This is a genomic window from Gordonia ajococcus (assembly GCF_012974285.1).
Taxonomy (GTDB): Bacteria; Actinomycetota; Actinomycetes; order Mycobacteriales; family Mycobacteriaceae; genus Gordonia; species Gordonia amicalis.
On sequence record NZ_CP052884.1, the window covers coordinates 4,861,127 to 4,883,221 of the forward strand.

Consider the following 22,095-nt stretch of genomic DNA (forward strand, 5'->3'; position numbering starts at 1 on the left):
TCGCCACGCTCCCGGCGCCGGGATGCTGACCCGACTCATCCGCACGTACCTGCAGCGGTACCGCATCAACATCGTCATGGTGGTGTCGCTGCAGCTCGTGGCGACCGCGGCGATGCTGTACCTGCCCAGTCTCAACGCCGACATCATCGACAACGGCGTGGCGACCGGCGACACCGGTTACATCCTGCGTATCGGCGGCTGGATGCTGCTCGTGAGCATCGTGCAGATCGTCGCGACGGTCATCGCGCAGTTCTTCGGCGCACGCGCCGCCCTCGGTGCGGGCCGCGACATCCGCAGCGACCTGCTGCACCGGGTGAACTCGTTCTCCGCCCGCGAGGTCGGCACCTTCGGCGCACCGTCACTGATCACGCGCACGACCAACGACGTCCAGCAGGTACAGATGCTGATCGTCATGAGCAGCGCGATCCTCGTGATGGCGCCGATCATGTGCTTCGGCGGGATCATCATGGGCATCCGCGAGGCCCCCGCACTGTGGTGGGTCATCGCGGTGGCCGTGCCGGTCCTCGGCCTGTCGATGGGGCTCGTCATCGCCCGCATGATCCCCGGTTTCCGCTCGATGCAGGAGCGCATCGACGCGGTGAACCGGGTTCTGCGCGAACAGATCACCGGTATCCGCGTCGTGCGCGCCTTCGTGCGCGAGGACCACGAGCGGCAGCGCTTCGGCGTCGCCAACGACCGCCTCGCCGACGCCACCCTGCGGGTCGGCAAGCTGATGGCCCTGATGTTCCCGCTGGTCATGGTGATCACCAATGTCACGGTCGTCGCGGTCATCTGGTTCGGCGGGCACGCCGTCGCCGACGGCACCGTCGAGATCGGCGCGCTCACCGCGCTGATGACCTACGTCATGCAGATCCTGATGTCGGTGATGATGGCGTCGTTCCTGGCCATGATGGCGCCACGCGCCGCGGTCTGCGCCGAGCGCATCTCCGAGGTCCTCGACACCGAGACCTCGGTGCATCCGACGACCGATCCGGTCGGTTTCGCCGGCCATCCGGGCACCGTGCAGTTCGACGACGCCGAGTTCCGCTACCCCGGCGCCGACGATCCGGTGCTGAGCGGCATCAGCTTCGGCGTGACGCCCGGGACCACGACCGCCATCGTCGGTTCGACCGGTTCGGGCAAGACAACGCTCCTGGGACTCGTCCCCCGACTCATCGACGCGACCGCCGGGGAGGTCAGGGTCGGCGGCACCGACGTCAAACGTCTCGATCCCGACGAGCTGAGGGCGGTGGTCGGTCTCGTCCCCCAGCGGCCGTACCTGTTCTCCGGAACCATCCGGTCCAACATCCTGCACGGCAAGGCCGACGCGACCGACGACGAGATCTGGGAGGCACTGCGCATCGCGCAGGCCGACGAGTTCGTCTCGGCGATGCCCGACGGCCTCGACACGAAGGTCTCGCAGGGCGGCACCACGGTCTCCGGCGGGCAGCGGCAGCGGCTGGCGATCGCCCGAGCTCTCGTCCGGCGTCCCGCCATCTATCTGTTCGACGACTCGTTCTCGGCCCTCGACCTCACCACTGACGCCAGACTGCGCGCGGCCCTGCGCCCGGCCACCCGGGACGCTTCGGTGATCGTCGTCGCCCAACGCGTCTCGACCATCGTCGACGCCGAGCAGATCGTCGTCCTCGACCGCGGACGCGTCGTGGGCATCGGCACCCACGACGACCTGCTGGCCTCGTGTCCCACCTACGCCGAGATCGCCGAATCGCAGATGGCCATGGAGGAGCGCGCATGACCCGCCCAGGTGGGCCACCGGCGGCCGGCAGCCCCGAGTCCAAGCCGCGCTCGTTCTGGCCGTCGATCAGACGAGTTGTCGCCCAACTCGGTTCGTACCGGGGCCTGATGACGGTCACGCTCTCCTCGATCGTGGGTTCGGTCGTCCTGCTGGCCATCGCCCCGCGCGTCCTCGGGCACGCCACCGACCTCGTCTTCAACGGGGTCATCGGCCGGATGCTGCCCGCGGGCCAGACGAAGGACCAGGCGGTCGCGGGCCTGCGTGCAAGCGGTGACGACACGTTCGCCGACATGGTGTCGTCGATGGACGTGACACCCGGCGTCGGAGTCGATTTCGGCGACGTCGGCCGAGTCCTCTTCATCACCTTCGTGATGTACGTCGTGGCGTCGGGACTCGGCTGGCTGGCCGCCTATCTGCTGAACATCGTCGTCGTGGAGACCATCCGGGAGCTCCGTGCCCAGGTCGAGGAGAAGGTCCACCGTCTGCCCCTGCGCTACTACGACACGATGCCGCGCGGTGAGCTGCTCAGCCGGGTCACCAACGACCTCGACAACCTCTCGCAGAGCCTGCAGCAGACCATCGCCCAGTTCGTGAACTCGGCGCTGACGGTGATCGCACTGCTGGTGATGATGATCTGGATCTCGCCGTTGCTCGCGCTGATCGCGGTGACGACGGTCCCGCTGGCGGTCCTCGCCACCGCCGTCATCGCGAAGCGTTCCAAGCCGCACTTCTCCGCGCAGTGGGCATCGACCGGGGCACTGAACGCCCAGGTCGAGGAGGCCTTCACCGGTCACGAGCTGGTGACTGCATTCGGGCGTCAGCGCGAGATCGAGGCGACCTTCGACGAGCGCAACGAGAAGCTGTACGAGTCGAGTTGGCGCGCGCAGTTCATCTCCGGCGTCATCATGCCGACCATCATGTTCCTCGGGAACCTCAACTACGTGGCCGTCGCCGTCGTCGGTGGCCTGCGGGTGGCGTCGGGTTCCCTGAGCCTCGGCGAGGTGCAGGCGTTCATCCAGTACTCACGCCAGTTCACTCAGCCGCTGACCCAGATCGGGTCGATGATCAACCTGATGCAGAGCGGTGTCGCCTCGGCCGAGCGCATCTTCGACATCCTCGACGCCGACGAGCAGACCCCGGACGCGGCGAACCCGAAGACCCCCGCGGTCGACAACGGTCTCATCGAGTTCGACGACGTCTCGTTCCGCTACGTCGAGGACAAGCCGCTGATCGAGAACCTCACCCTGACAGCGCGTCCCGGACACATGGTCGCGATCGTCGGGCCGACCGGCGCCGGCAAGACCACCCTGGTCAACCTGATCATGCGGTTCTACGACGTCGACTCCGGAACCATCCGCGTCGACGGTGTGGACTCGGCCGAGATGACCCGCGACGACCTGCGGGAGCGCACCGGCATGGTGTTGCAGGACTCGTGGCTGTTCGGCGGGACCATCTACGACAACATCGCCTACGGCGACCCCTCGGCATCCCGCGAGGAGGTGCTCGAGGCCGCGCGGATGAGCCACGTCGACCACTTCGTCCGCACCCTTCCAGACGGTTACGAGACCGTCCTCGACGACGAGGGGGGCGGCGTGAGTGCCGGTGAGCGGCAGCTCATCACGATCGCCCGGGCGTTCCTCGCCAAGCCCACGATCCTCATCCTCGACGAGGCGACCAGTTCCGTCGACACCCGCACCGAGCTGCTCATCCAGAAGGCGATGGCCAACCTGCGTACCGATCGCACGAGTTTCGTGATCGCACACCGACTCTCGACGGTACGCGACGCCGACGTGATCGTGGTGATGGAGAACGGCCACATCGTCGAGCAGGGCAGCCACGAGGAACTCCTTGCCGCCCGCGGTGCGTACTGCCGTCTCTACGAGAGCCAGTTCACCGGGGCGCTCGAGGCGGGCTGACGTCAGTCCCCACGACCCCGCTCGAGCGCACCGGCGATCTGGCGCTCGAGCCGTTCGGCCGCCGGCGGCGGGATGTCGATGAGTCCGTCGAGTTCGGCGCGCGCCTTCTTGTAGGCTGCCTGGCGTTCCGCAGCGGTGGCACCTGAGTCGGATGCGACGCTGATGAGCTTGCGGGCGCGGTCGAGCGCTTCGCGTTCGACCGGTGAGAAGCCGACCTGTCTGCGGCGGCGTGCCTCGCGTTCGGCGGCGTCGAAGGCCGCGGCGTAGTCGCCGACCGCCTCCCGGTAGTCGGCGAAGTCGGCCGGTGCGATCGTCGACTCGGTGTCGCCGGGACGTGGAGGGTCCGGACGAAGGTCGTCCGCGTGGACTCGCGCACGATGAAAGGCGAGGGTGAGCGGCTCCCGCATGTCGGTCATCAGGGGGTACTCGATCAACGTGGCCAGGTCGACTTCGTAGGCGAACCACTTCTCGTTGAGCGCATCGTGCTGTTTCAGCGTCTTGCGCAGCTGCTCGGCGGACGTCGTGGTCAGCTTCAGCTGCTCGGTCTGTGCGGCCGCTTTGATCCGGGCCAGCTCGATCTTGTCCTTGCGTCGCTTCTCGTTGTACTTGGCGATCGACCCGGCCCAGCCACCGACAACTCCACCGATGGGAAAGATCAGCCACCAGTTGTTGCTCGCGAACTCGAGAATGCCGGTCACAGCCCAACTGTACCGAGACCGACCGTCCGCGATTAAGTTGAACGCATGGCCGATCCGGGCGCGCCTCAGCTCGTTCTCGACACCGTCGATGACTGGCGAGAGTGGTTGCGCGACAACCATCGGACCTCGTCAGGCGTATGGCTGGTGTTTTGGCGCAAGGGTTCCGGACGCGAGCCGCTCGACTACGACGAGACGGTCCGGGAAGCGCTCTGCTGGGGATGGATCGACGGCCACACCCGCGTCTTCGACGAGGCGCGGCGCGGCATATGGTTCACCCGGCGCGGCCGCAACAGCCCGTGGGCGGCGTCGAACAAGGCGCGGATCGCCGATCTCGTCGAGTCCGGACGCATGCAACCGGCCGGCCAGGCGGCCGTCGACGACGCCAAGGCCCGTGGCCTGTGGTCGATCTTCGACGACGCCGAGGCGGGCATCGAGTCCCCCGAACTCGCCGCGGCCCTCGACGCCGACCCGACGGCACGAGCCAACTGGGATGCGTTCCCGCCGAGTGCCCGCAAGATGGGACTCGCCCAGATCGCCCTGGCGAAGAGAGCCGAGACCAAGACCAAGCGGATCGCGACGATCGTCGAGCAGGCCGCGCGGAATGTCCGCCCCTGACTGCTGGTTGAGCCCGTACCACTGCTGGTTGAGCCCCGTCGAAACCCCGACTACAGATCCGGGATCGGCAGGTCCAGGTTGGGGGCGATGATCCCGCCGTCGACCTCGAGGATCTTTCCGGTCACGTACGCACCCGCCGGGGAGGCGAGGTAGAGCGCGGCGGCGGCGATGTCCTCGGGTTCGCCGAGCCGGTGCATCGGGGTGGCGTTCTCGACGGCGGTACGCATCTCGTCGTTGCCGGCGACGATCTCCAGGGACGACGTGAGGATCGCGCCGGGCGCGATACCGTTCACCCGGATCTTCGGGTTGAGGTCCATCGCGGCGATCCTCGTGTAGTGCGCGAGAGCAGCTTTCGCGGTGCCATAGGCGGCGTACGCACGGCCCGGCACCCGGCCCACGGCCGAGGTGATGTTGATGATCGAGCCGTGACCCGTCGTCGCGAGCATCTGCTTGGCCCCGGCCACGACGAGAGCGTGAGCATTGGCCACATTGAAGTCGAAGGCGTCGACCAGGTGTTTGGGAGTCGTGTCGAGCAGCGGGCGTGGCATCGCACCGCCCACGTTGTTGACGACCGTGTCGAGCCGCCCGAACTCGTCGACCGCGGTCTGCGCGAGGGCGGCCGTGGCGTCGGCGTTGCTGAGGTCCACCGGGACGACGTGCGCCCGGCGCCCGGCGTCGGCGATCTGTCCCGCCACCTGGTCGAGGTCGAATTCGCTACGTGCCGCGATCACCACGTCGGCACCCGCCTGCGCGAAGGCCACGGCGATCGCCGCGCCCAGCCCGCGACCGGCACCGGTGACGACGGCGACATGGTCATCGATTCGGAATCTGTCGAGAATCACTCCCCGACCTTGCCACGAACCGCCAGAAAACGAGAACGTGTTCTAGAAAATCGCCCGGATCAGTACTCCCGGCCGGGGGTGATTACGGAGATCAGCTCGTCGCCCGCCGCGAACCGGCGGAGATTCTTCGCCAGCCACGGCGCGAATTCGCGAGTCAGACCGGACGCGGGATTCGCGACATGCGGCGTGATGATGACGTTCGGCAACGACCACAGCGGATGGTCCGCCGCCGGCGGCTCCGGGTCGGTCACGTCGAGCGCCGCCCCGGCGATCTCGCCGGCGACGAGTGCGTCGTACAACGCCTCCTCGTCAACCAGAGGACCCCGTGCGATGTTGACGATCCATGCGTGATCCGGAAGTGCCGCAAGGCTTTCGGCGTCGATCATATGCCGCGTCTCCGCGGTTGCCGGCGCGGCCAGCACCACGTGGTCGGTCGAGGCCCACACCGCGTCGAGGTCGGTGGAGCGTCGTACCTCATCAGCCCCCGGCACGTCGCGGCCCGACCGGTTCACCGCGATCACGCGCGCACCGCACGCCTGCAGCCGCGGCCCCAGGGATGCACCGATGCCGCCCGCTCCGACGATGGCGACCGTCGAGCCGTGCAGCGACCGCACCGACGTGTCGATCCGTTCCTTGTCCCAGTGCCGGATGACGGCGGTGTTGATCTGGCGCAGCCCGGCGAGGAGCAGCGCCAGCGCATGCTCGGCGACGTTCTCTGCGTAGAAGCCCGAGGCGTTGGTCCAGACCCGACGGTCGTCGACGATCCCGGCGTCGAAGAAGTCCTCGATGCCCGCCGACTTCAGCGCCACCCATTCGACGGCATCCGACAGCTCGGGGAAGTCGTCGGGCAGTCCGATCCAGACCAGCACCCGCGCCTCGTCCAGGCCGACGATCTTGCCGCCGGCGCGCTCGACGGCGGCGACGAGGTGCTCGTCGTGGTTCGGTTCGATCGCCACCGGAATGGAGGCGCCCGGCCCAGCGGTCATCGGGAGACCGCCCGCGCCGCGTTGGTGGCGAGTTCGTCGGCGATCTCGTTGAAGTGGTCACCTGCGTGGCCCTTCACCCATCGCCACTCCACCTCGTGACGCTCCTCCTCCTCGATGAGGCGGCGCCACAGGTCGGAGTTCTTCACCGGCTTCTTGTCCCTGGTCTTCCAGCCGTTCGCCTGCCAGCCGGCCACCCACTTCATGATGCCGTTCCGCACATAGGTGGAGTCGGTGTAGATGATCACCTTCGACGGCCTGGTCAGCGCGGCGAGACCCTCGATCGCCGCGGTGAGCTCCATCTTGTTGTTCGTGGTGTCGGGTTCCGACCCGGAGATCCGCTTCTCGCTGCCCTTGTACCGGAGCACCGCACCCCACCCACCCGGGCCCGGATTGCCGAGGCAGGCGCCATCGGTGGAGATCTCCACGACCGCCATGCCATCGGCGCCGGTCGGGTTCTCGAGAGCGGGGTTCACGGGATCTGTCACGCAGGGTAGCCTACGTCAGCGGCGTGACGGCTCCCCAGACCGCTCACATCCCGAACCATGCTGCGCCGAAGCCGTCTTCTTGCTGACACGACCACCGCCGACCCCTAGGGTGGACACATGGCTGTCTGGGATCCAGCACGCTATCTGCAATTCGCCGACGACCGGGCGAGGCCCTTCCTCGACCTGATCGCGCAGATTCCCACCAACCCGACGACGATCGTCGATCTGGGGTGCGGTCCGGGGCACCTGACCAAACACCTGCGCGCTCAGTGGCCGTCTGCCGAGATCCTCGGCATCGACGAATCCGCCGCGATGGTCGACCGCGCCATCACCGACAACTTCGATCCTCGCGCGAACTTCGACGTCGCCGACGTGGTCGAGTGGGCACCGCACCGCCCGTACGATCTGATGATCTCCAACGCGATGTTCCAGTGGGTCCCCGATCAGTTCGGCGTCATCGACCGCCTCCTGGGCCATCTCTCCGACGGCGGCGCCTTCGCGATCCAGGTGCCCAACGGCCACGACGCCCCGTTCCGTACGGTACTGGCCGAGCTCGCCGCCACCGAACCGTTCGCGGAGTCGCTGAGCGACGTCCGCCCCTTCCCCCGCCTGGACGCCGAGGACTACCTGAGGTTCTTCTTCGATCGCGGTTTCCGCGTCAACGCCTGGGAAACCACCTACCTGCACGTCCTCGCCGGCGACGATCCGGTCTTCGACTGGATCGCCGGTGGCGGGATCCGGCCCTACATCCAGGCCCTGCCCGCCGACCTGCGTGAACAATTCGTCACCGAACTCAAACGCCGCCTCGCCGAGGCGTACCCGCGCCACGAATGGGGCACGCTCCTCCCGTTCCGGCGCGCGTTCGCGGTCGCCACCCGGCACTGAATCTGTCGCCTGCGCAGCCGGGAAGGCTGCAGGGCGAATCGAAGGGTCACATCCCGGTCAAGCTTCGGCCACCTCCACCGGTCGGACCGGCTACTTCTGCAACACTGGCAACAACCAGTAGTCACAGGGGGTACGCATGTCCCGACGCAGCCGTGAGCGCCTGCGCCCGCTCTCGCCTGCGCGCCGCACTCTGGTGATCGGTGGCCTCACCATCGGACTCGCCGCGGGCCTTCTCTCGGCGGCTCCACCGGCCGGCGCGGCGGTCTGCAACGTCACCGGAATCACCGGCGGCGACGTCGGCAGCACGGGCAGCACCGGGTCCAGCGACCTCGGCTGGGGCAGTGTCGATTTCGGCAGCTACCGCGCCGGCGGCAAGAAACCGCAGGGACCATTGCCGAGGCTCAGGGGCGCGACGACCGCCGTCTCCTGGGTCACCGGTCCACGGAGCCCCGAACGCACGGACACCCGCTTCGGGATCACGGCCACCGATGTCGGCGTCCCCTGGGAGAACGGCTCCGGCCAGATCCTCATGGCCTTCGGCGACACCTGGGGCAGATGCGCCGGTCAGATGGTCTGGCGGCACAACACGATGCTCCGCAGCGATGCGAGCTCGAATCTCGACAAGGCCATCCGCTTCCCGACCGCGATACCCGGAGCCGTCCGTTCCGGCGCATCGGTGACACCCGCGCATCCCACGTATTCGCAACCGATGTTCAACGCGGTCGGCGTCCGCAACATCGAGGTGGGACGCATCCCGACCGGCGGCATCTCGGTCAACGGCATCCAGTTCCTGAGCTTCATGTCGATCCACAAGTGGCTGGGGCCGGGACGCTGGAGCACCAACTACTCGGCGATCGCGGTGTCGCGCAACAACGGTCAGACCTGGACCGTCGACAACAACACGATCCGCGTGAACCTCGACCTCACCGTGCCCGGCGTTCCGCAGATCGCGCGCGGTCACAGCCGGTTCCAGATGGGCGCGTTTCTGCGCAGCGGGGAGTACATCTATCAGTACGGCACGCCGAACGGTCGGCACGGATCGGCGTTCGTGGCCCGCTTCCGGCCCGGCGACATCCTGGATCTCAGCCGCTACCAGTACTTCCGGGGCGGTGATGGATGGTCGCCGAATCCGGCCGACGCCGCCCCGATCGTCGGGTTGCCGGTCAGCGAGATGTCGGTGGCGTACAACGCTTACCTGAAGAAGTTCGTGATGCTCACCGAACGTGCCGGCACGATCATGATGCGCACGTCCCCCACCCCGGTCGGCCCGTGGAGCGGCGAGCGCGTCCTGATCCCCAGCGCGCACTCGAGCGGTCTGTACACGCCGTACATCCACCCCCGCTCGAGCGGCAAGAATCTGTACTTCGTGGTGTCCCGCTGGGACGACTACAACGTGATGCTGGCGCGCACCGACCTGTCCAAGTTGTGAGACCGCTGCCATCATGGACCGGTGAGTGAATCAGAGACGACGCGCATCGTTCTCATCCGAGCGGTCAACGTCGGCGGCGCCATGCTGCCGATGGCCGAACTGCGGGAGATCGCAACCGAACTCGGGGCCACGGACGTCTCGACGTACATCGCGTCGGGCAATCTCCTCTGTTCACCACCAGGTGATCCCACCGAGTTCGACCGTGCGCTCGAGGCCGTGATCGAAGAGCGCTACGGCTTCTTCCGCGAGGTCATCAGCCGCACCCCCGCCGAAGTGAGTGCCGCGCTCGACGCGCACCCGTTCGAGATCGTCGACGACAAATACTCCTACATCTACTTTCTCGTCGCCCGACCGGACGCCGACAAGGTGGCGGCGTTCGAAGAGAAGGAGTTCGGCGGCGATGTCCGGCAGGTGATCGGCTCCGATCTCCACATCCGATACGCCGAGGGTGCGGGCCGATCGAAGCTCACCGCGCCCGCGATCGCCCGGGGTCTGGGTGTGCAGGGAACCGGCCGCAACCTGCGTACGGTCCGAAAGCTGCTGGATCTCACCGAGGCTTGAGCAGCCCGGTGGCCGGACCGCAGGTGCGGGCGTAGCGTCGGAACAAGGACACCGGACGCGTACGTCGAGAGGAGTCCCCATGGACCGCCCGGAATCGGACCCGACAGTAACGGACCCCACGCGTGGGAATCAGCCGGTACCTCAGCCCCCGCCGCCTCCGGACCCGGTTCCGGTGCCGGAGCCGATCCCCGAGCCTCCGCCGGAACCGCCTTTCCCGACGCCCACGCCGCCGCCCGATCCCCAACCAGGACCGCCCGATCCGGAGCCGCCTCCGCGTCCGGTGGTCATCTGAGCGTCAGCCGCGCGACAGGACCCGCGTCACGCGATCCAGGTCGGCGAGTTGATCCGACTTCGGCGCCTCCCACAGCTTCTTCGGTAGCTCTTCGAGGGCCTTGACCGCCGATTCGGCACTGTCGAGGATCTCGACGGCTGCGTCGCCGCCGGTGTCGGCGGCCGCGATGAGGCGATCGTCGAGTTCGAAGACCGCGTCGTCCAGCCGGTCCCGCGCCGACACGAGTTCATCGTCGTGCGGAATGGCGGGATTGGCGTGCACGTCGGCGATCGCGTAGCGGATACGCCGGTGCAGCAACGCCTCTAGGGTGTTGTCGGTGGTCCAGCTCTCCGGTGCGCGGCCCGGCCGGCCGGGGATGAGATCGGTGGACCGGGCAAACCGGCGCACCCGTTTGTCGGAGTCGTAGGCGAACCACGCGGCCCCACCGAGGATGAACAGCGCAACCACCACGGTCACGACGATGACGATGACTGCGATCATGGCCGGCTCACCTCGTCCGACACGGTTCGCACATGATCTGGCATACGGCCCAGCCTACTCAGGACGTGCGCACACCCTTGGGAGCCTTGCCGGACATGAAACCGAACAGGTATCCGGCGACGCGCCGCATCTGGATCTCGTCGGCGCCCTCGGTGATGCGATAGCGCCGATGGTGACGGTAGATGTGCTCGAACGGTTCATGCCGCGAGTACCCGCGTCCGCCGAACACCTGCATCGCCTGGTCGGCGGCGTCGCAACACAGCCGGTTGGCCTGGTAATTGCACATCGAGACCTCGGCCGAGGCGGCGAAGTTGCCGTAGGTGTCCATCTTCCAGGCCGTCTCCCGGATGAGCGCACGCACCATCGCACATCGAGTGTGCAGATCGACGAGCGGGAACTGGATCGCCTGGTTGGTCGAGAGCTTCTTACCGAACGGAGCCCGCTCGTTGGCGTACTCGACCGCCCGGTTCACGCAGTACTGCGCGGCACCGAGACTCGACGCCGCCTGACGAATCCGGTTCTCGTTGAAGAAGTGCTGCACCACCTGCAGGCCGGCACCCTCCGCCCCGAACACGGCCGAGTTCGGGACCCGCACGTCGCGCAGGGAGATGTGGGCGTGATCGGTTGGCATGTTGAACGTCCAGAGGTACTCCTCGACGCGGAAGCCGGGCGCCTGCGGGTCGACGAGGAACGCGGTGATCCCGCGTGCGTCACCGGGTTCTCCACTCGTACGGGCAAAGACGATGTCGCGGTGGGCGGCGTGTATTCCGGTGTTCCAGGTCTTCTCGCCGTTGATGATCCAGTCGTCACCGTCGCGGACAGCGGTTGTCTCCATGTACGTCGCATCGGAGCCGTGCTCCGGTTCGGTGATCCCGAACGCGAAGAACTTGGTGCCGGCCGCCAGACCCTCGATCCACTCCTCCTGCTGCTCGGGGGTGCCGTACTCCAGCATCAGCAGAAGCCCGATGTTGTTGCCGACGATGGCGTGCTCGTTCTGCAGATCGCAGTGCAGGCCCAGCCCTTTCGACGCGAGGTGCTCGCGGATGATCGCCATGGCGAGATTCGATCCGTCGCGCCCGCCGAACTCCTCGGGGAACGGATACCGGAAGTGTCCCGCGGCGTCGGCCCGCCGCCGTGCCTCGCCAAGCAGCGCTTCCCACTCGGCGTTCGGCAACCCACCGCGTTCCCAGTCCGTGCGCGAGTCCTCACGCCGGTGGTCGAAGAACCGGATGTTGTCGTCGGCCTGCTCGAGAGGCTTGATCTCCGCCTCGATGAAGGCGTCGAGTTCATCCAGGTAGTCGCTCAGCGACTCGGGCAGTGCGAAATCCATGGTGAATCCTTCTCGTTGGTGATCGGCTGTCGTGTGGTCATGTCACGGGTGCGGGACCGCGAAGTACTTCGGATTGGCGACCACCAACCGCGCCCGCACGTCGGCCGCGATCGCGGCACGCACCTTCTCGTCGGTGCCGTCGAGTTCGCCGGATCGCAGGGCGTCGCACAGTGCTCGCTGATCGGTGACGCCCAGGGCGGCCAGTCGTTGCGCGCTCTCCGCGGCGTGGGTGGGCCCGAGCAGGACCTGGCGTCGGACGACGTCCACGACGTTGCCGGCGACCCGCGTGTGGAACTTGACCTGCGGTGACATCTCGGAGGTCACCGAATCGGAGCGGAGGAATCCACCGAGCGCTTCGAGCAACTCGAGCGACGACGGCGAGCCGTGCGGCTCCTCGTCGGGGCCGGAGGTTTCGACGCTCAACGGGTCCGGCACCACCTCGGGCGACACGATTCCGAGATCGAGCAGGGCGTCGAATTCCTGTTCGGCACTTCGTCGTCCGATCGCGGCGAGCTCGACGGACCGTTCGATGCCGTCGAGGTGCCGGTTGGCCTGGAACGCGCAGATCAGGCCCCACTTCACCGTGGCGTACAGCTCCCACCAGCGCAACGCCTCTTCGGCGGGTCGCCACCCGGCCACCTCGGCGTAGGCGTCGAGCAGCGCAGCGCGCTCGCCCATCCCGGCCACCGGGGTGGAGCCACCGAACCGCCAGGCCTTGGCGCACAGCCAACCCAGGTCCTCGACCGGGTCACCGATGTGGACCAGTTCCCAATCAAGCACCGCGGCAACGCCATCGGCGTCGACGAGGAGGTTGCCGAGCCGGAAGTCACCGTGGACGACACCGGAACCGGGAGACGACGGCGGTGGATTGGCCACGAGCCACTGGGTCGCGAGGAGGAGCCCGGCCGGCATCGCGTCGAACTCGCGCGGGAACAGTGCGCGCAACGCATCGACCGGATCGACGAGTTCTTCGAGACCCGGCGTCGCAGCGGCATCGATCTGATGCACCCGCGCCAGAATCCCGCCGCACTGTTGGACGAACCGGTCACGCGCAGCAGCATAGGTGTCGTCGCGGAGTATCCGACGCGGGATCGATTCGCCACCGATGAAATTCATTGTGAGGTAGGGAAACCCGAGAACGCTGTCCTCGCCGAGGCCGGTATCGAGGATCGCCGGCACCGGAACCCCGGCGTCGGCGGCGGCCCGCAGGACCTCCGCCTCCGCCCCGAGTCCGCCGTCGTCCTGCGCCGCCGGTACGGCGCGGATGATGATCGCTTCGGGTCTGCCCTCGCTGTCGACGAGGGTCGCGGCGTAGGTCGCGCGGCTCGCACCTGCGGGTAGTCGCCGGGCGGAATCGACCGACACCGGAGTGCCTCGTGTCGCGCTGAGCCGCTCGGCGACTCGGGTGGCCACATCCCGGGCCTCAGGCACTCCCACGCAGATCCGTCCCTTCGCGCCTCACCCGGTGACCGACGCCATCACCGGTGTAATCCCCGACACAGCGAAGCTAGCACGGAAGCTGAATCCGCTGTCAGAAAACTCCCGTGTCAGGCGCGCTCTCCGGTTGTGGGGGTCTGGAACTCCGGCTGATCGATGATGCGGACCCAGGAGCCGTCGGGACGACGGGTGACGACCTGCGCACGGGCCCCCGCTCCGTCGCGCGGCGGTGTCGAGGTCAAGGCCAGGTCGTCACCGAAGGCGAGCGTCGGCAGCGGCGACTCCGGGACGAAGGTCGGACGGTGTTCGAGGACCGACGCCCAGAGGTCGCGGATGGCCGCGCGACCCCTGGTCACCCGCCCCGGCGGAAACGCCATGACGGCGTCCTCGTGGTAGAGCGAGGCGACCGCGTCCGCGTCGCCGGCGTTGGAGTACTCGACGAACAACCTGGTGAGGTCTTCGGGAGTTCGGGCGGTCTCGTAGGCGGTCACAACGATTCCTCTCGGGCGGAGTCACAGGGACCTCTTCACGGTGCGTTGCCAGCCAAAATAAGTCCAAGTGATTGTCCTGATGGTCGCTATCATCGAAAGTTATGGAGATGCGGCAGCTCGAGTACTTCGTGGCAGTGGCCGACGAGGAGAGCTTCACCGCCGCAGCGCAGCGGGTGCACACCACGCAGCCCAACATCAGCGCACAGATCCGCAGCCTCGAACGCGAACTCGGATCGGCGCTCTTCGACCGGTCGGGCAGGTCTGTCCGCCTCACCGACGCCGGGCGGGCACCACTCCCCGCGGCGCGCACGGCGCTGGCAGCCGCCGCGGGCGTGATTGATGCGGTGTCGGAGGTCCGCGGCCTGCTGCGCGGAAGCCTGGCGGTGGGCATGGTCGAGGGCTGTACCGTCGCACCGCTGTTCACCGCGCTGGGCGCGTTCGGTTCCGCCCACCCGAAAGTCGCCTTGAGCCTGCGTGAGTCGCCGTCGGACCGGCTCATCGCATCGGTGGCCGACGGCAGTCTCGACGTGGTGCTCGCCGGCTACGGCGACGAGTTGCCGCGCGGCATCGAATCACTCACGGTCATCTCCGAACCCGTCGTCGCCGTTGTCCCGGCCAACACATCGGGAAAGGTCGAGGCCACGCAACTCGACGACCTCCGGCGCCGGTCCCTCATCTGCCTGCCGCGCGGCGCAGGCATCCGAACCGTCTTCGACGACGCGGCGGTCGCGCATGGCGGACCCATCCGGCCGGCCATCGAGGCGTCATCCCCCGACGCGATCGTCGAATTGGTGTGCAGCGGCATGGGAACGGGCATCCTGAGCGCGTCCATCGCGGCTGCCGACGAACGCGTTGCCGGACTCCCGATCGACGGCGTCGACGTCGACGCACGGCTCGGTGTTCTCTGGAGAACCGACCCTGCCCCCGCGACGCGACGGTTCGTCGACCTCGTACGCGAGGAATTCCGCCTCGCCGACCCGGAGTGACGCTCCGAGCTCAGCTCGCCAGCGCGTCCCCGGCCTCGTCCGCCGACTCCTCCGGCAGCGCGGGATCCACCGCATCGTCGGTCGGCTTCCCGGCGATCCAGTCGCCGATACTCAATCCTCGACGCCCCCAACGCTTGTCGAAGTGCCGCGCCCGCGCGGTCGACTTCTCCAGCTTCGCCGGCGAGTAGCGGCGCCGGGCCCAGGTGGATCTCGGTCGTGCCAGACGGATGGCACCGGCCCAGGCGAAGATCGGGATGAACACACCGACGATCGCCGTCGAGTACTTGCCCTTGACCACGCAGAAGATCGCGGCGGCGATGTTGATCGGCGCGGTCAACGCGAACGCCACGGGTCCGAACTCGACGTCCGCCTCGGCATTGAACGGGTTGAAGCCGAGAAGGACCATTCCCAGCGCGGCGACGGTGAGGGCGACCACCTGCACCGAGAGTTGGCCTTCGCGTGACCAGTACACGTCCTGGAGACGAAGGATCAGCGCGAACTCGTCGAGCACCAGCGACGCGCCGATACCGACCAGGACGGCACTGATGGACGCGCCGGGCTCGACGCCGTTGACGCCGACGGAGACGAACGCTCCCACGAGCAGCAGAATCAGTCCCGGGACCATGTGGTGGACGTGCAGACCGCCGGACACATTGTTCTTGAAAGGCCCCTTGCCCGCCCGGATCAGTCGGGTGATCACCCGCGTCACGACGAACGTCACCGTGAACGAGGCGAACAGGAGGAACAGCGGAAGTCGTTGATGCGTCAGGTCATCGAGTAATTCCACCGTCGGTCACTCTCTCGTCATGCCGGCACGATGCCGGTGCGCCGCTGCTCGATGATCAGGCAGCGGTCCTCGACGTAGAGCAGTCCCGCGTCCTCGGCGATCTTCCGTGCCTCCTCCGAACGGATTCCGAGCTGCAGCCACAGCGCCGTCGCGCCTGCCTCGACCGCGGCACGCGCGACGTCGGCGCACTCCGGACCGGGACGGAACACATCGACGAGGCCGACCTGGTCGGGGATCTCCGAGAGCGACCGGAACACCTTCTCACCGACGATCTCGTCGGCGGTGGGGTTGACCGGGATGATCCGCCAGCCGAGGTGTTTCATGTGCGCGGGCACCTCGTTGGCGGCCTTGGCCGTGTTGGCGCTGGCACCCACCACGGTGATGGTGTCGTAGGTGGACAGGATCTTCTCGACGATCTCGTCCGTCGTGCGGGGGTCGGCGGAGTCTTGGGTAGCCATTCTGAGAGTGTATGTGCCGACGTCGGCTGATTCGGCACGTCGGCGGTGTTCGCCGGCGTCAGCGCATCACGCCGTGCAGGACGATGGCCACCAGCCGCTCGGCCCAGGCATCGTCGAACTCCTGGTCCCGGAGCAGCAGGATGTGCAGCATCGCCGATCCGCCGACGACCTCGATGAGACGGTCCGGGTCGACGTCGGGGTGCACCTCGCCCCGCTCGACCGCCACCACCAGCCGTTCGCGTACCCCACCGAACACCTCGGCGAAACCGGCGTGGACGCGGGCGGCCAGGGCCGGATCGGCGGACATGTCGGCGATCAGACCGGGCAGCGCGACCCGAGTCACCGGTCTGGCGAACAGGTCCCGGGCCGCGTCGACCATGGACCGCAGGTCGGACTCCATCTCGCCACTCGACGGCGGTAGACGCGTCATCTGCGCGAACACGACGTCGTGGACGAGTTCGGCCTTACCCGACCATCGCCGGTACAGCGCGGTCTTGGTGGTGGCGGCCCGGTCGGCGATCGCGGCCATCGTCAGGCGGCGGTACCCCACCTCGACGACGAGTTCGGCTGCGGCGTCGAGCACGGCGGAGTCGATCCGCGCGTCACGGGGACGCCCGGCGACGGTCTCGATCAGTCCGGTGCCGTCGAGACCGGTGCCGGCGAGATCAGCGCCGTCGGGTCCAGCGTCCATGAGACCAACTCTCGTAGCAGTCGCGATTTTGCCGAAGTCCCTGCGCGCTCCGCGACCCGTCTGCTGTCATTACGCTACTCACCGTAGCGAATATTGGGGGTGCGCCCGTGGCCACCGAACCGGCGGTCGAACACATCGACCATCTACAACGCTCCAGCAGGGACACCACCTCGGTCCCGGACATCCTCGCGTCCTGGCTCGCCGAACAACCCGACACACCGGACTCGGCCCCCGAGGTGACGGTGAGCGCGGGTGGCGACACCAACGGCATGTCGTCGGAGACCATCTCGGTCACTGCGACCTGGCCGGGGACCGAAACCCTGCACTGGGTGATGCGGATGGCGCCTTCCGCCGCCGACATCCCGGTGTTCCGCACGTACCGGATGGACCACCAGTTCGAGACCATGCGCCGTGTCGCCGAACTGACCGACGTGCCGGTCCCGCGGGTTCACCACCTCGAACCGACCGGATCGCTGCTCGGTGCGCCGTTCTTCCTCATGGACCGCATGGAGGGCGACGTGCCGCCCGACGTCATGCCGTACACATTCGGCGACAACTGGTTTGCCGATGCCGACGCCACCGACCGGCGTCGTGCGCAGGACTCCGCGATCCACGTCATCGCCGACCTGCACTCCATCCCCGACGCGACGGAGAACTTCGGGTTCCTCCTCGACGACCTGCCCGCCGGGGACTCCATCCTGTCGCGGTTGCTCGCGTGGCTGCAGGACTGGTACGACCTGTCCGCCGAGGGAATCGGCCGCTCGCCTCTCGTCGAGCGCGCACTGACCTGGCTCACCGCGAACTTCCCCGACGAGGCCGCGTCCGCCGACCCCGTGCTGTCGTGGGGCGATTCCCGGTTGGGCAACATGATGTTCGTCGACTTCACGCCGACCGCCGTCCTCGACTGGGAGATGGCACGGATCGGGCCGCGTGAACTCGATGTCGCCTGGGTGATCTTCGCGCACGGCGTCTTCCAGGAGCTCGCGACGATGGCCGGCCTGCCCGGCCTTCCCGACCTCCTCCGCGAGGAGGACGTCCGCGCGACGTACCGGGAGCGGACCGGGGCCGAACTGGGCGACCTGCGCTGGTTCTACGTCTACGCCGCGGTGCAATGGTGCTGCGTCTTCATGCGGACAGGCGCGCGACGCGTGCACTTCGGCGAGCTCGAACGTCCCGATGACATCGACGGCACGCTCTTCTACCACCGTCCGTTGCTCGAACGTCTCCTCGAGGAAGGCTGACCACATGTCCGGTCTCGGACCGCTCGACGAGTTCCCGATTCATCAACTGCCGCAACCGATCGCCTGGCCCGCGAACTCCGACCGCAACTTCTACGATCGTGCCTACCTCAACGCCCACGACCGCAGCGGCGACATCTTCCTCATCACCGGCATCGGCTATTACCCCAATCTCGGGGTCAAGGACGCCTTCGTCCTGATCCGGCGCCGGGCGGCCGACGGCCCGGACACCCAGACCGCGGTCCACCTGTCCGACGCCATCGACGACGCGCGTCTGGACCAGCACGTGGGCGGTTATCGGCTCGCCGTCGACGAACCGCTGCGCACACTGCATCTCACGCTCGAGGAGACCGAGGGCGTCGCCGTCGACCTGCGCTGGGAGGGTCTGTTCGATCCACTCCTGGAACAACCTCATGTCATGCGTCAGGGCACCAAGGTCACGCTCGATGCGCAACGCTTCGCGCAGGTCGGTACCTGGCGAGGGTCCATCACGATCGACGGCGAACAGATCGCGGTCGACCCGACCGCCTGGATCGGAACCCGGGACCGGTCCTGGGGCATCCGGCCGGTGGGCGAGCCGGAACCCGCAGGGAGACCGGCCGATCCGCCGTTCGAGGGCATGTGGTGGCTCTACGTGCCGATGGCCTTCGACGACTTCCAGCTCGTCCTCATCGTCCAGGAGGACCCGAGCGGATTCCGCACCCTCAACGACTGTTCCCGCGTGTGGAAGGACGGCCGCGTCGAACAGCTCGGATGGCCGCGGATCTCCGTGCACTATGCGTCCGGGACCCGGATACCCACCGGCGCAACCATTTCCGCCACCGCATCGGACGGTTCGGCAGTGACATTCGAGGTGGAGTCACTGCTTCCCGTCCCGATCCACGTCGGCGGCGGGTACGGCGGCGACCCGGACTGGTCCCACGGCGTGTGGCGCGGTGAGGATTTCACCGAGCGACTCACCTACGACATGACCAGCCCGGAGGTCGTCGGGCGAATACCGTTCGGAGTGATCGACCATGTCGGACGGGCGGTCTGCCGGGAAGGCGACGGCACCACCCGCACCGGCTGGGGCCTGTTCGAGCACGGTGCGCTCGGCCGACACGACCCGTCGGGCTTCGCCGACTGGCTGACCGTCGCCCCGTAGTCCCTGCAAGGCTTGTGCGCACCGCACGCCCCCTGAGTAGCGAGCTCGCGAGCGTATCGAAGGGTCAGTCCAGACCGGCGAGGAACTCGTCGATCCGCGGCCAGGTCTGTTCCACGGCTGCCGACCCCGCGATGAGTCCGAGGTGGCTGGTCTCGACGGTCGTGAACTCCACTCGCGGCGATCCGGTGAACAGGTCGACGCCGTGGTGGGCCGCCGCCCAGCTGACGATGGCGTCCCGGTGGCTGCCGAACAGCTGTACCGATACCGCGACCTTCGAGAGGTCGACGGTCACGTCGTCGAATCGCAGGACGCCGCGGGCCAGTTCACCGCGCATGATGAAGTTCTCCCACATCTGCTCGGACGCTTTGCCCGGGTAGCCGGGCATCGTCTCCTGGAAGCGGTCGATGGCCTTCATCCGCGTCAGCGCCTCGGTGTCGTCGGCGTTGCGGATGATGTAGCCGGGCTTCTTGAGTTCCCGCTGCCAGGCGGTACCCCGGTAGGCGGTCCGCACGAAGAATGCGGGGATACCTCCCAGGACGCGCAGCGCAAGTGACACCGGCTTGGTACCGATGGGCCGCATCAGCGCCTTCACCAGGGGGTACGGCGGGACGCGGTCATAATCGAGTGGGGTTCCGACCGCGGTGATCGACCGCACCGGCAGACCCGGATCCGCGGCGACGGTGAGGAACGAGATGGTGCCGCCCAGGCTCCAGCTGAGCAGGTCGATCCCCTCGCCGGTCGACGGGCCGGCGTCGAAGTCCGCAAGGGTTGCGGCGATCGCGCCGGGAACGATGTCGGCGAAGAAGTCGGCGAACCCCAGGTGCCGGTCCTCGCGGGTCATCTCCCCGAAATCGAGCACATACGGCACCCGGCCGGTCGACAGCAGGAACTCCACCAGGCTCAATCCCGGAGTGAGGTCGTAGCAGTCTGTCGAGACCGCGAGCGGCGGGACGAGCAATACCGGCCGCTGCGCCGACTCGCGGGACGACGTCAGCTGCTCGACGGTGCCGTAGCGCCGCAGCTGACGATGTGGTGCGTCGACGACGACGGTGTGCGGCGACTTTCCGGACTCACCGATCTCCCCACCGCGTGCCAGGTGAAGCAGTGTGGCGACGCCGTCGAGACCACCCATGACAGTCCTCCCCGTGCAACTCGTTCGCAGACTCCTCACGCACCCGCGGGCGCGTGATCGCTGGTCATTCAACACGGTGCGCCGGCTCGGGTCGTGGTTGGGGCCGAGCGCAGGTGGGTATGTCCGGATCGAGGCATCGCGGCTACGGCCGATGCCAGGCGATCAAGACGCGGTCGAATCGATCAGCCCGCAGGGCGGTCCCATCCCCCGACCGTCCGCGCGTACGAGGAGGAGACATCATGGCCGAAGAACTCAACAACGTCACCGTCGCATTCCTGGTGGCCACCGAGGGCGCCGAACAGGTCGAACTCACCGAACCGTGGAAGTCGATCGAGGCCTGCGGCGGGAAGCCGGTACTGGTGTCCACCGACTCCGGCACCATCCAGGCCTTCGACCACCTCGACAAGGCGGACACCTTCCCCGTCGACGTGACCCTCGAAGACACCCGCATCGCCGATTTCGACGCCCTGGTCCTACCGGGCGGCGTCGCCAATCCCGACTTCCTGCGTGCCTCGGCACCGGCCGTGCGCTTCGTGCGCGGCTTCTTCGAGGCGGGCAAACCCGTCGCCGCGATCTGTCACGCGCCGTGGACGCTCATCGAGGCCGACGTCGTGCGCGGACGAACGCTGACATCGTTCCCCAGTATCCGGACCGACGTCGTCAACGCCGGCGGCAACTGGGTCGACGAAGAGGTCGTCACCTGCCGAAGCGGCGACAACGTGCTGATCACCAGCCGTAAGCCCGCCGACCTGCCGGCGTTCAACGCGGCGATCGTCGCCGAGTTCGCCCACAGCCGGGTGCCGAGCTGACCGACGGTCACACGACCGAGATGGGGCCCTGGCCGCGTCCGGTGAGGATCAGCAACGCCTGCTCGCCCTGCCCGGTCAGCTCGGCCGCCCCGACGGCCGTCGCCAGTGCCGAGGCCAGCACCGACTGCGGCAGCGTCGGCGCCGATCCGATCGCGCGTGCGATGTCGAGACCGTGGACGGCCAGCTCGAAGGTTCTCGTCGGCAGGTAGTGGGACAGCAGGATTCCACCCCATGGGGTGGCGACCGGTCGGTCGGCGACGCCGGTGATCGCCGCGACCGCACGGTCCCGGCGTTCGACCGCGGCCCGCAGCGGGTCGTCGCCGAGATCGACTCCGGCGGCCACGCCGCGGGACGTCACCTCGGGCGAGGAGGCCAGTCCCTGGATGCGGGCGTAATACCCTGCCACCGAATCGATCTCGACGGTGTCCGGCTCGGGTTGGGCGAGATAGTCGGCGACCGTCGTCAGCGAGCGACTCGTGTGTCCGATCAGCGAACGAACCGACCATTCCCCGAGGCCGGGCCGGTCCCACTGCTCAGGGCTCACCGCGGAGACCAGCAGGAGGAAGTGTTCGGCCCCCGCGATGTAGTCCTCGATGGCCCTGCTCAGACGCTGCTCGTCTGCCATGGTGTCTCCCTGGTTCTCCGGC

General features: G+C 67.8%; 23 protein-coding genes. 10 read left to right on the forward strand and 13 right to left on the reverse strand.

The window, feature by feature from the left end:
- Positions 1–22 precede the first annotated feature (22 nt).
- Both GAA2_RS21905 and GAA2_RS21910 read left to right on the forward strand, forming a co-directional pair.
- Entirely contained in the window at positions 23–1,756 is a 1,734-nt protein-coding gene (locus GAA2_RS21905; protein ID WP_159405755.1) for an ABC transporter ATP-binding protein, read from the forward strand.
- The gene (locus GAA2_RS21910) at positions 1,753–3,672 is read left to right on the forward strand and encodes an ABC transporter ATP-binding protein (protein WP_191834610.1); all 1,920 of its coding nucleotides are present in this window, start codon (positions 1,753–1,755) and stop codon (positions 3,670–3,672) included. Before GAA2_RS21905 ends, GAA2_RS21910 begins: the two co-directional genes overlap by 4 nt.
- 2 nt (positions 3,673–3,674) lie before the next feature.
- Here GAA2_RS21910 and GAA2_RS21915 read toward each other — a convergent pair whose 3' ends face one another.
- The gene (locus tag GAA2_RS21915; RefSeq protein WP_024499178.1) at positions 3,675–4,370 is read right to left on the reverse strand and encodes a hypothetical protein; all 696 of its coding nucleotides are present in this window, start codon (positions 4,368–4,370) and stop codon (positions 3,675–3,677) included.
- Between the two features lie 45 nt (positions 4,371–4,415).
- On the opposite strand from GAA2_RS21915, the gene GAA2_RS21920 reads away from it, so the two are divergent.
- Positions 4,416–4,985 carry a YdeI/OmpD-associated family protein gene (locus GAA2_RS21920; protein WP_024499177.1) on the forward strand — a complete coding sequence of 190 codons (570 nt, stop codon included), beginning with the start codon at positions 4,416–4,418 and terminating at the stop codon, positions 4,983–4,985.
- Positions 4,986–5,035: 50 nt separating this feature from the next.
- Here GAA2_RS21920 and GAA2_RS21925 read toward each other — a convergent pair whose 3' ends face one another.
- Genes GAA2_RS21925 through rnhA form a run of 3 tightly spaced genes read right to left on the reverse strand, consistent with a single transcriptional unit; the run spans position 5,036 to position 7,247 of the window.
- Positions 5,036–5,827, reverse strand: a complete 792-nt coding sequence (locus GAA2_RS21925; RefSeq protein ID WP_006436567.1) for an SDR family oxidoreductase — start codon at positions 5,825–5,827, stop codon at positions 5,036–5,038.
- 59 nt (positions 5,828–5,886) lie between these two features.
- Positions 5,887–6,813 (reverse strand): D-isomer specific 2-hydroxyacid dehydrogenase family protein, encoded by a 927-nt coding sequence (locus GAA2_RS21930; protein WP_024499176.1) that lies wholly within the window; start codon positions 6,811–6,813, stop codon positions 5,887–5,889.
- Entirely contained in the window at positions 6,810–7,247 is a 438-nt protein-coding gene (gene rnhA / locus GAA2_RS21935) for a ribonuclease HI (RefSeq protein ID WP_375295700.1), read from the reverse strand. The genes GAA2_RS21930 and rnhA overlap by 4 nt, the downstream gene beginning before the upstream one ends.
- Positions 7,248–7,415: 168 nt before the next feature.
- Between rnhA and GAA2_RS21940 the strand changes: the two genes are divergently transcribed.
- From GAA2_RS21940 to GAA2_RS21950, 3 genes are all read left to right on the forward strand, one after another.
- The gene (locus tag GAA2_RS21940) at positions 7,416–8,183 is read left to right on the forward strand and encodes a methyltransferase domain-containing protein (RefSeq protein WP_024499174.1); all 768 of its coding nucleotides are present in this window, start codon (positions 7,416–7,418) and stop codon (positions 8,181–8,183) included.
- A 136-nt stretch (positions 8,184–8,319) separates the two neighbouring features.
- On the forward strand, positions 8,320–9,612 hold the full coding sequence (locus tag GAA2_RS21945; protein ID WP_024499173.1) for a DUF4185 domain-containing protein: 1,293 nt from the start codon (positions 8,320–8,322) through the stop codon (positions 9,610–9,612).
- Positions 9,613–9,633: 21 nt separating this feature from the next.
- On the forward strand, positions 9,634–10,173 hold the full coding sequence (locus GAA2_RS21950) for a DUF1697 domain-containing protein (RefSeq protein WP_006436562.1): 540 nt from the start codon (positions 9,634–9,636) through the stop codon (positions 10,171–10,173).
- Between the two features lie 295 nt (positions 10,174–10,468).
- Here GAA2_RS21950 and GAA2_RS21955 read toward each other — a convergent pair whose 3' ends face one another.
- The 4 genes from GAA2_RS21955 to GAA2_RS21970 form a co-directional block, all read right to left on the reverse strand.
- Positions 10,469–10,945 carry a hypothetical protein gene (locus GAA2_RS21955; RefSeq protein WP_006436560.1) on the reverse strand — a complete coding sequence of 159 codons (477 nt, stop codon included), beginning with the start codon at positions 10,943–10,945 and terminating at the stop codon, positions 10,469–10,471.
- A 58-nt stretch (positions 10,946–11,003) separates the two neighbouring features.
- Entirely contained in the window at positions 11,004–12,275 is a 1,272-nt protein-coding gene (locus GAA2_RS21960; RefSeq protein ID WP_191834611.1) for an acyl-CoA dehydrogenase family protein, read from the reverse strand.
- 42 nt (positions 12,276–12,317) lie between these two features.
- Positions 12,318–13,712, reverse strand: coding sequence for a phosphotransferase family protein (locus GAA2_RS21965; RefSeq protein WP_159404688.1), 1,395 nt, complete (start codon positions 13,710–13,712; stop codon positions 12,318–12,320).
- A gap of 110 nt (positions 13,713–13,822) precedes the next feature.
- The gene (locus GAA2_RS21970; protein ID WP_024499168.1) at positions 13,823–14,203 is read right to left on the reverse strand and encodes a YybH family protein; all 381 of its coding nucleotides are present in this window, start codon (positions 14,201–14,203) and stop codon (positions 13,823–13,825) included.
- A 101-nt stretch (positions 14,204–14,304) separates the two neighbouring features.
- Between GAA2_RS21970 and GAA2_RS21975 the strand changes: the two genes are divergently transcribed.
- Positions 14,305–15,189 carry a LysR family transcriptional regulator gene (locus GAA2_RS21975; RefSeq protein WP_159404687.1) on the forward strand — a complete coding sequence of 295 codons (885 nt, stop codon included), beginning with the start codon at positions 14,305–14,307 and terminating at the stop codon, positions 15,187–15,189.
- Positions 15,190–15,199: 10 nt separating this feature from the next.
- Here the strand turns inward: GAA2_RS21975 and GAA2_RS21980 are convergent, their stop codons facing one another.
- The 3 genes from GAA2_RS21980 to GAA2_RS21990 are packed head-to-tail and all read right to left on the reverse strand — an operon-like array spanning position 15,200 to position 17,125.
- Positions 15,200–15,976: a hypothetical protein gene (locus GAA2_RS21980; protein WP_006436555.1), complete on the reverse strand. Its 777-nt coding sequence runs from the start codon at positions 15,974–15,976 to the stop codon at positions 15,200–15,202.
- 17 nt (positions 15,977–15,993) lie between these two features.
- Complete coding sequence (locus tag GAA2_RS21985) at positions 15,994–16,434, reverse strand: CoA-binding protein (protein ID WP_006436554.1); 441 nt, start codon at positions 16,432–16,434, stop codon at positions 15,994–15,996.
- A gap of 58 nt (positions 16,435–16,492) precedes the next feature.
- Positions 16,493–17,125, reverse strand: coding sequence for a TetR/AcrR family transcriptional regulator (locus tag GAA2_RS21990; protein WP_006436553.1), 633 nt, complete (start codon positions 17,123–17,125; stop codon positions 16,493–16,495).
- 107 nt (positions 17,126–17,232) lie between these two features.
- On the opposite strand from GAA2_RS21990, the gene GAA2_RS21995 reads away from it, so the two are divergent.
- Positions 17,233–18,366 (forward strand): phosphotransferase family protein, encoded by a 1,134-nt coding sequence (locus GAA2_RS21995; RefSeq protein ID WP_006436552.1) that lies wholly within the window; start codon positions 17,233–17,235, stop codon positions 18,364–18,366.
- A gap of 4 nt (positions 18,367–18,370) precedes the next feature.
- Positions 18,371–19,507: a hypothetical protein gene (locus GAA2_RS22000; RefSeq protein ID WP_096274828.1), complete on the forward strand. Its 1,137-nt coding sequence runs from the start codon at positions 18,371–18,373 to the stop codon at positions 19,505–19,507.
- 64 nt (positions 19,508–19,571) lie between these two features.
- Here GAA2_RS22000 and GAA2_RS22005 read toward each other — a convergent pair whose 3' ends face one another.
- Positions 19,572–20,639, reverse strand: a complete 1,068-nt coding sequence (locus GAA2_RS22005; RefSeq protein ID WP_006436549.1) for an alpha/beta hydrolase — start codon at positions 20,637–20,639, stop codon at positions 19,572–19,574.
- Between the two features lie 239 nt (positions 20,640–20,878).
- On the opposite strand from GAA2_RS22005, the gene GAA2_RS22010 reads away from it, so the two are divergent.
- On the forward strand, positions 20,879–21,448 hold the full coding sequence (locus GAA2_RS22010; RefSeq protein ID WP_006436548.1) for a type 1 glutamine amidotransferase domain-containing protein: 570 nt from the start codon (positions 20,879–20,881) through the stop codon (positions 21,446–21,448).
- 7 nt (positions 21,449–21,455) lie between these two features.
- Here the strand turns inward: GAA2_RS22010 and GAA2_RS22015 are convergent, their stop codons facing one another.
- Positions 21,456–22,073, reverse strand: a complete 618-nt coding sequence (locus GAA2_RS22015; RefSeq protein ID WP_006436547.1) for a maleylpyruvate isomerase family mycothiol-dependent enzyme — start codon at positions 22,071–22,073, stop codon at positions 21,456–21,458.
- Between the last annotated feature and the right edge of the window lie 22 nt (positions 22,074–22,095).

What these genes read in the sequence shown, in the direction of transcription:
- GAA2_RS21905 (WP_159405755.1), top strand. Translation starts at nt 23, where the DNA reads ATGCTGACCCGACTCATCCGCACGTACCTGCAGCGGTACCGCATCAAC.
- GAA2_RS21910 (WP_191834610.1), top strand. Translation starts at nt 1,753, where the DNA reads ATGACCCGCCCAGGTGGGCCACCGGCGGCCGGCAGCCCCGAGTCCAAG.
- GAA2_RS21920 (WP_024499177.1), top strand. Translation starts at nt 4,416, where the DNA reads ATGGCCGATCCGGGCGCGCCTCAGCTCGTTCTCGACACCGTCGATGAC.
- GAA2_RS21930 (WP_024499176.1), bottom strand. Translation starts at nt 6,813, where the DNA reads ATGACCGCTGGGCCGGGCGCCTCCATTCCGGTGGCGATCGAACCGAAC.
- rnhA (WP_375295700.1), bottom strand. Translation starts at nt 7,247, where the DNA reads ATGGCGGTCGTGGAGATCTCCACCGATGGCGCCTGCCTCGGCAATCCG.
- GAA2_RS21940 (WP_024499174.1), top strand. Translation starts at nt 7,416, where the DNA reads ATGGCTGTCTGGGATCCAGCACGCTATCTGCAATTCGCCGACGACCGG.
- GAA2_RS21945 (WP_024499173.1), top strand. Translation starts at nt 8,320, where the DNA reads ATGTCCCGACGCAGCCGTGAGCGCCTGCGCCCGCTCTCGCCTGCGCGC.
- GAA2_RS21955 (WP_006436560.1), bottom strand. Translation starts at nt 10,945, where the DNA reads ATGATCGCAGTCATCGTCATCGTCGTGACCGTGGTGGTTGCGCTGTTC.
- GAA2_RS21960 (WP_191834611.1), bottom strand. Translation starts at nt 12,275, where the DNA reads ATGGATTTCGCACTGCCCGAGTCGCTGAGCGACTACCTGGATGAACTC.
- GAA2_RS21975 (WP_159404687.1), top strand. Translation starts at nt 14,305, where the DNA reads ATGGAGATGCGGCAGCTCGAGTACTTCGTGGCAGTGGCCGACGAGGAG.
- GAA2_RS21985 (WP_006436554.1), bottom strand. Translation starts at nt 16,434, where the DNA reads ATGGCTACCCAAGACTCCGCCGACCCCCGCACGACGGACGAGATCGTC.
- GAA2_RS21990 (WP_006436553.1), bottom strand. Translation starts at nt 17,125, where the DNA reads ATGGACGCTGGACCCGACGGCGCTGATCTCGCCGGCACCGGTCTCGAC.
- GAA2_RS22000 (WP_096274828.1), top strand. Translation starts at nt 18,371, where the DNA reads ATGTCCGGTCTCGGACCGCTCGACGAGTTCCCGATTCATCAACTGCCG.
- GAA2_RS22005 (WP_006436549.1), bottom strand. Translation starts at nt 20,639, where the DNA reads ATGGGTGGTCTCGACGGCGTCGCCACACTGCTTCACCTGGCACGCGGT.
- GAA2_RS22010 (WP_006436548.1), top strand. Translation starts at nt 20,879, where the DNA reads ATGGCCGAAGAACTCAACAACGTCACCGTCGCATTCCTGGTGGCCACC.
- GAA2_RS22015 (WP_006436547.1), bottom strand. Translation starts at nt 22,073, where the DNA reads ATGGCAGACGAGCAGCGTCTGAGCAGGGCCATCGAGGACTACATCGCG.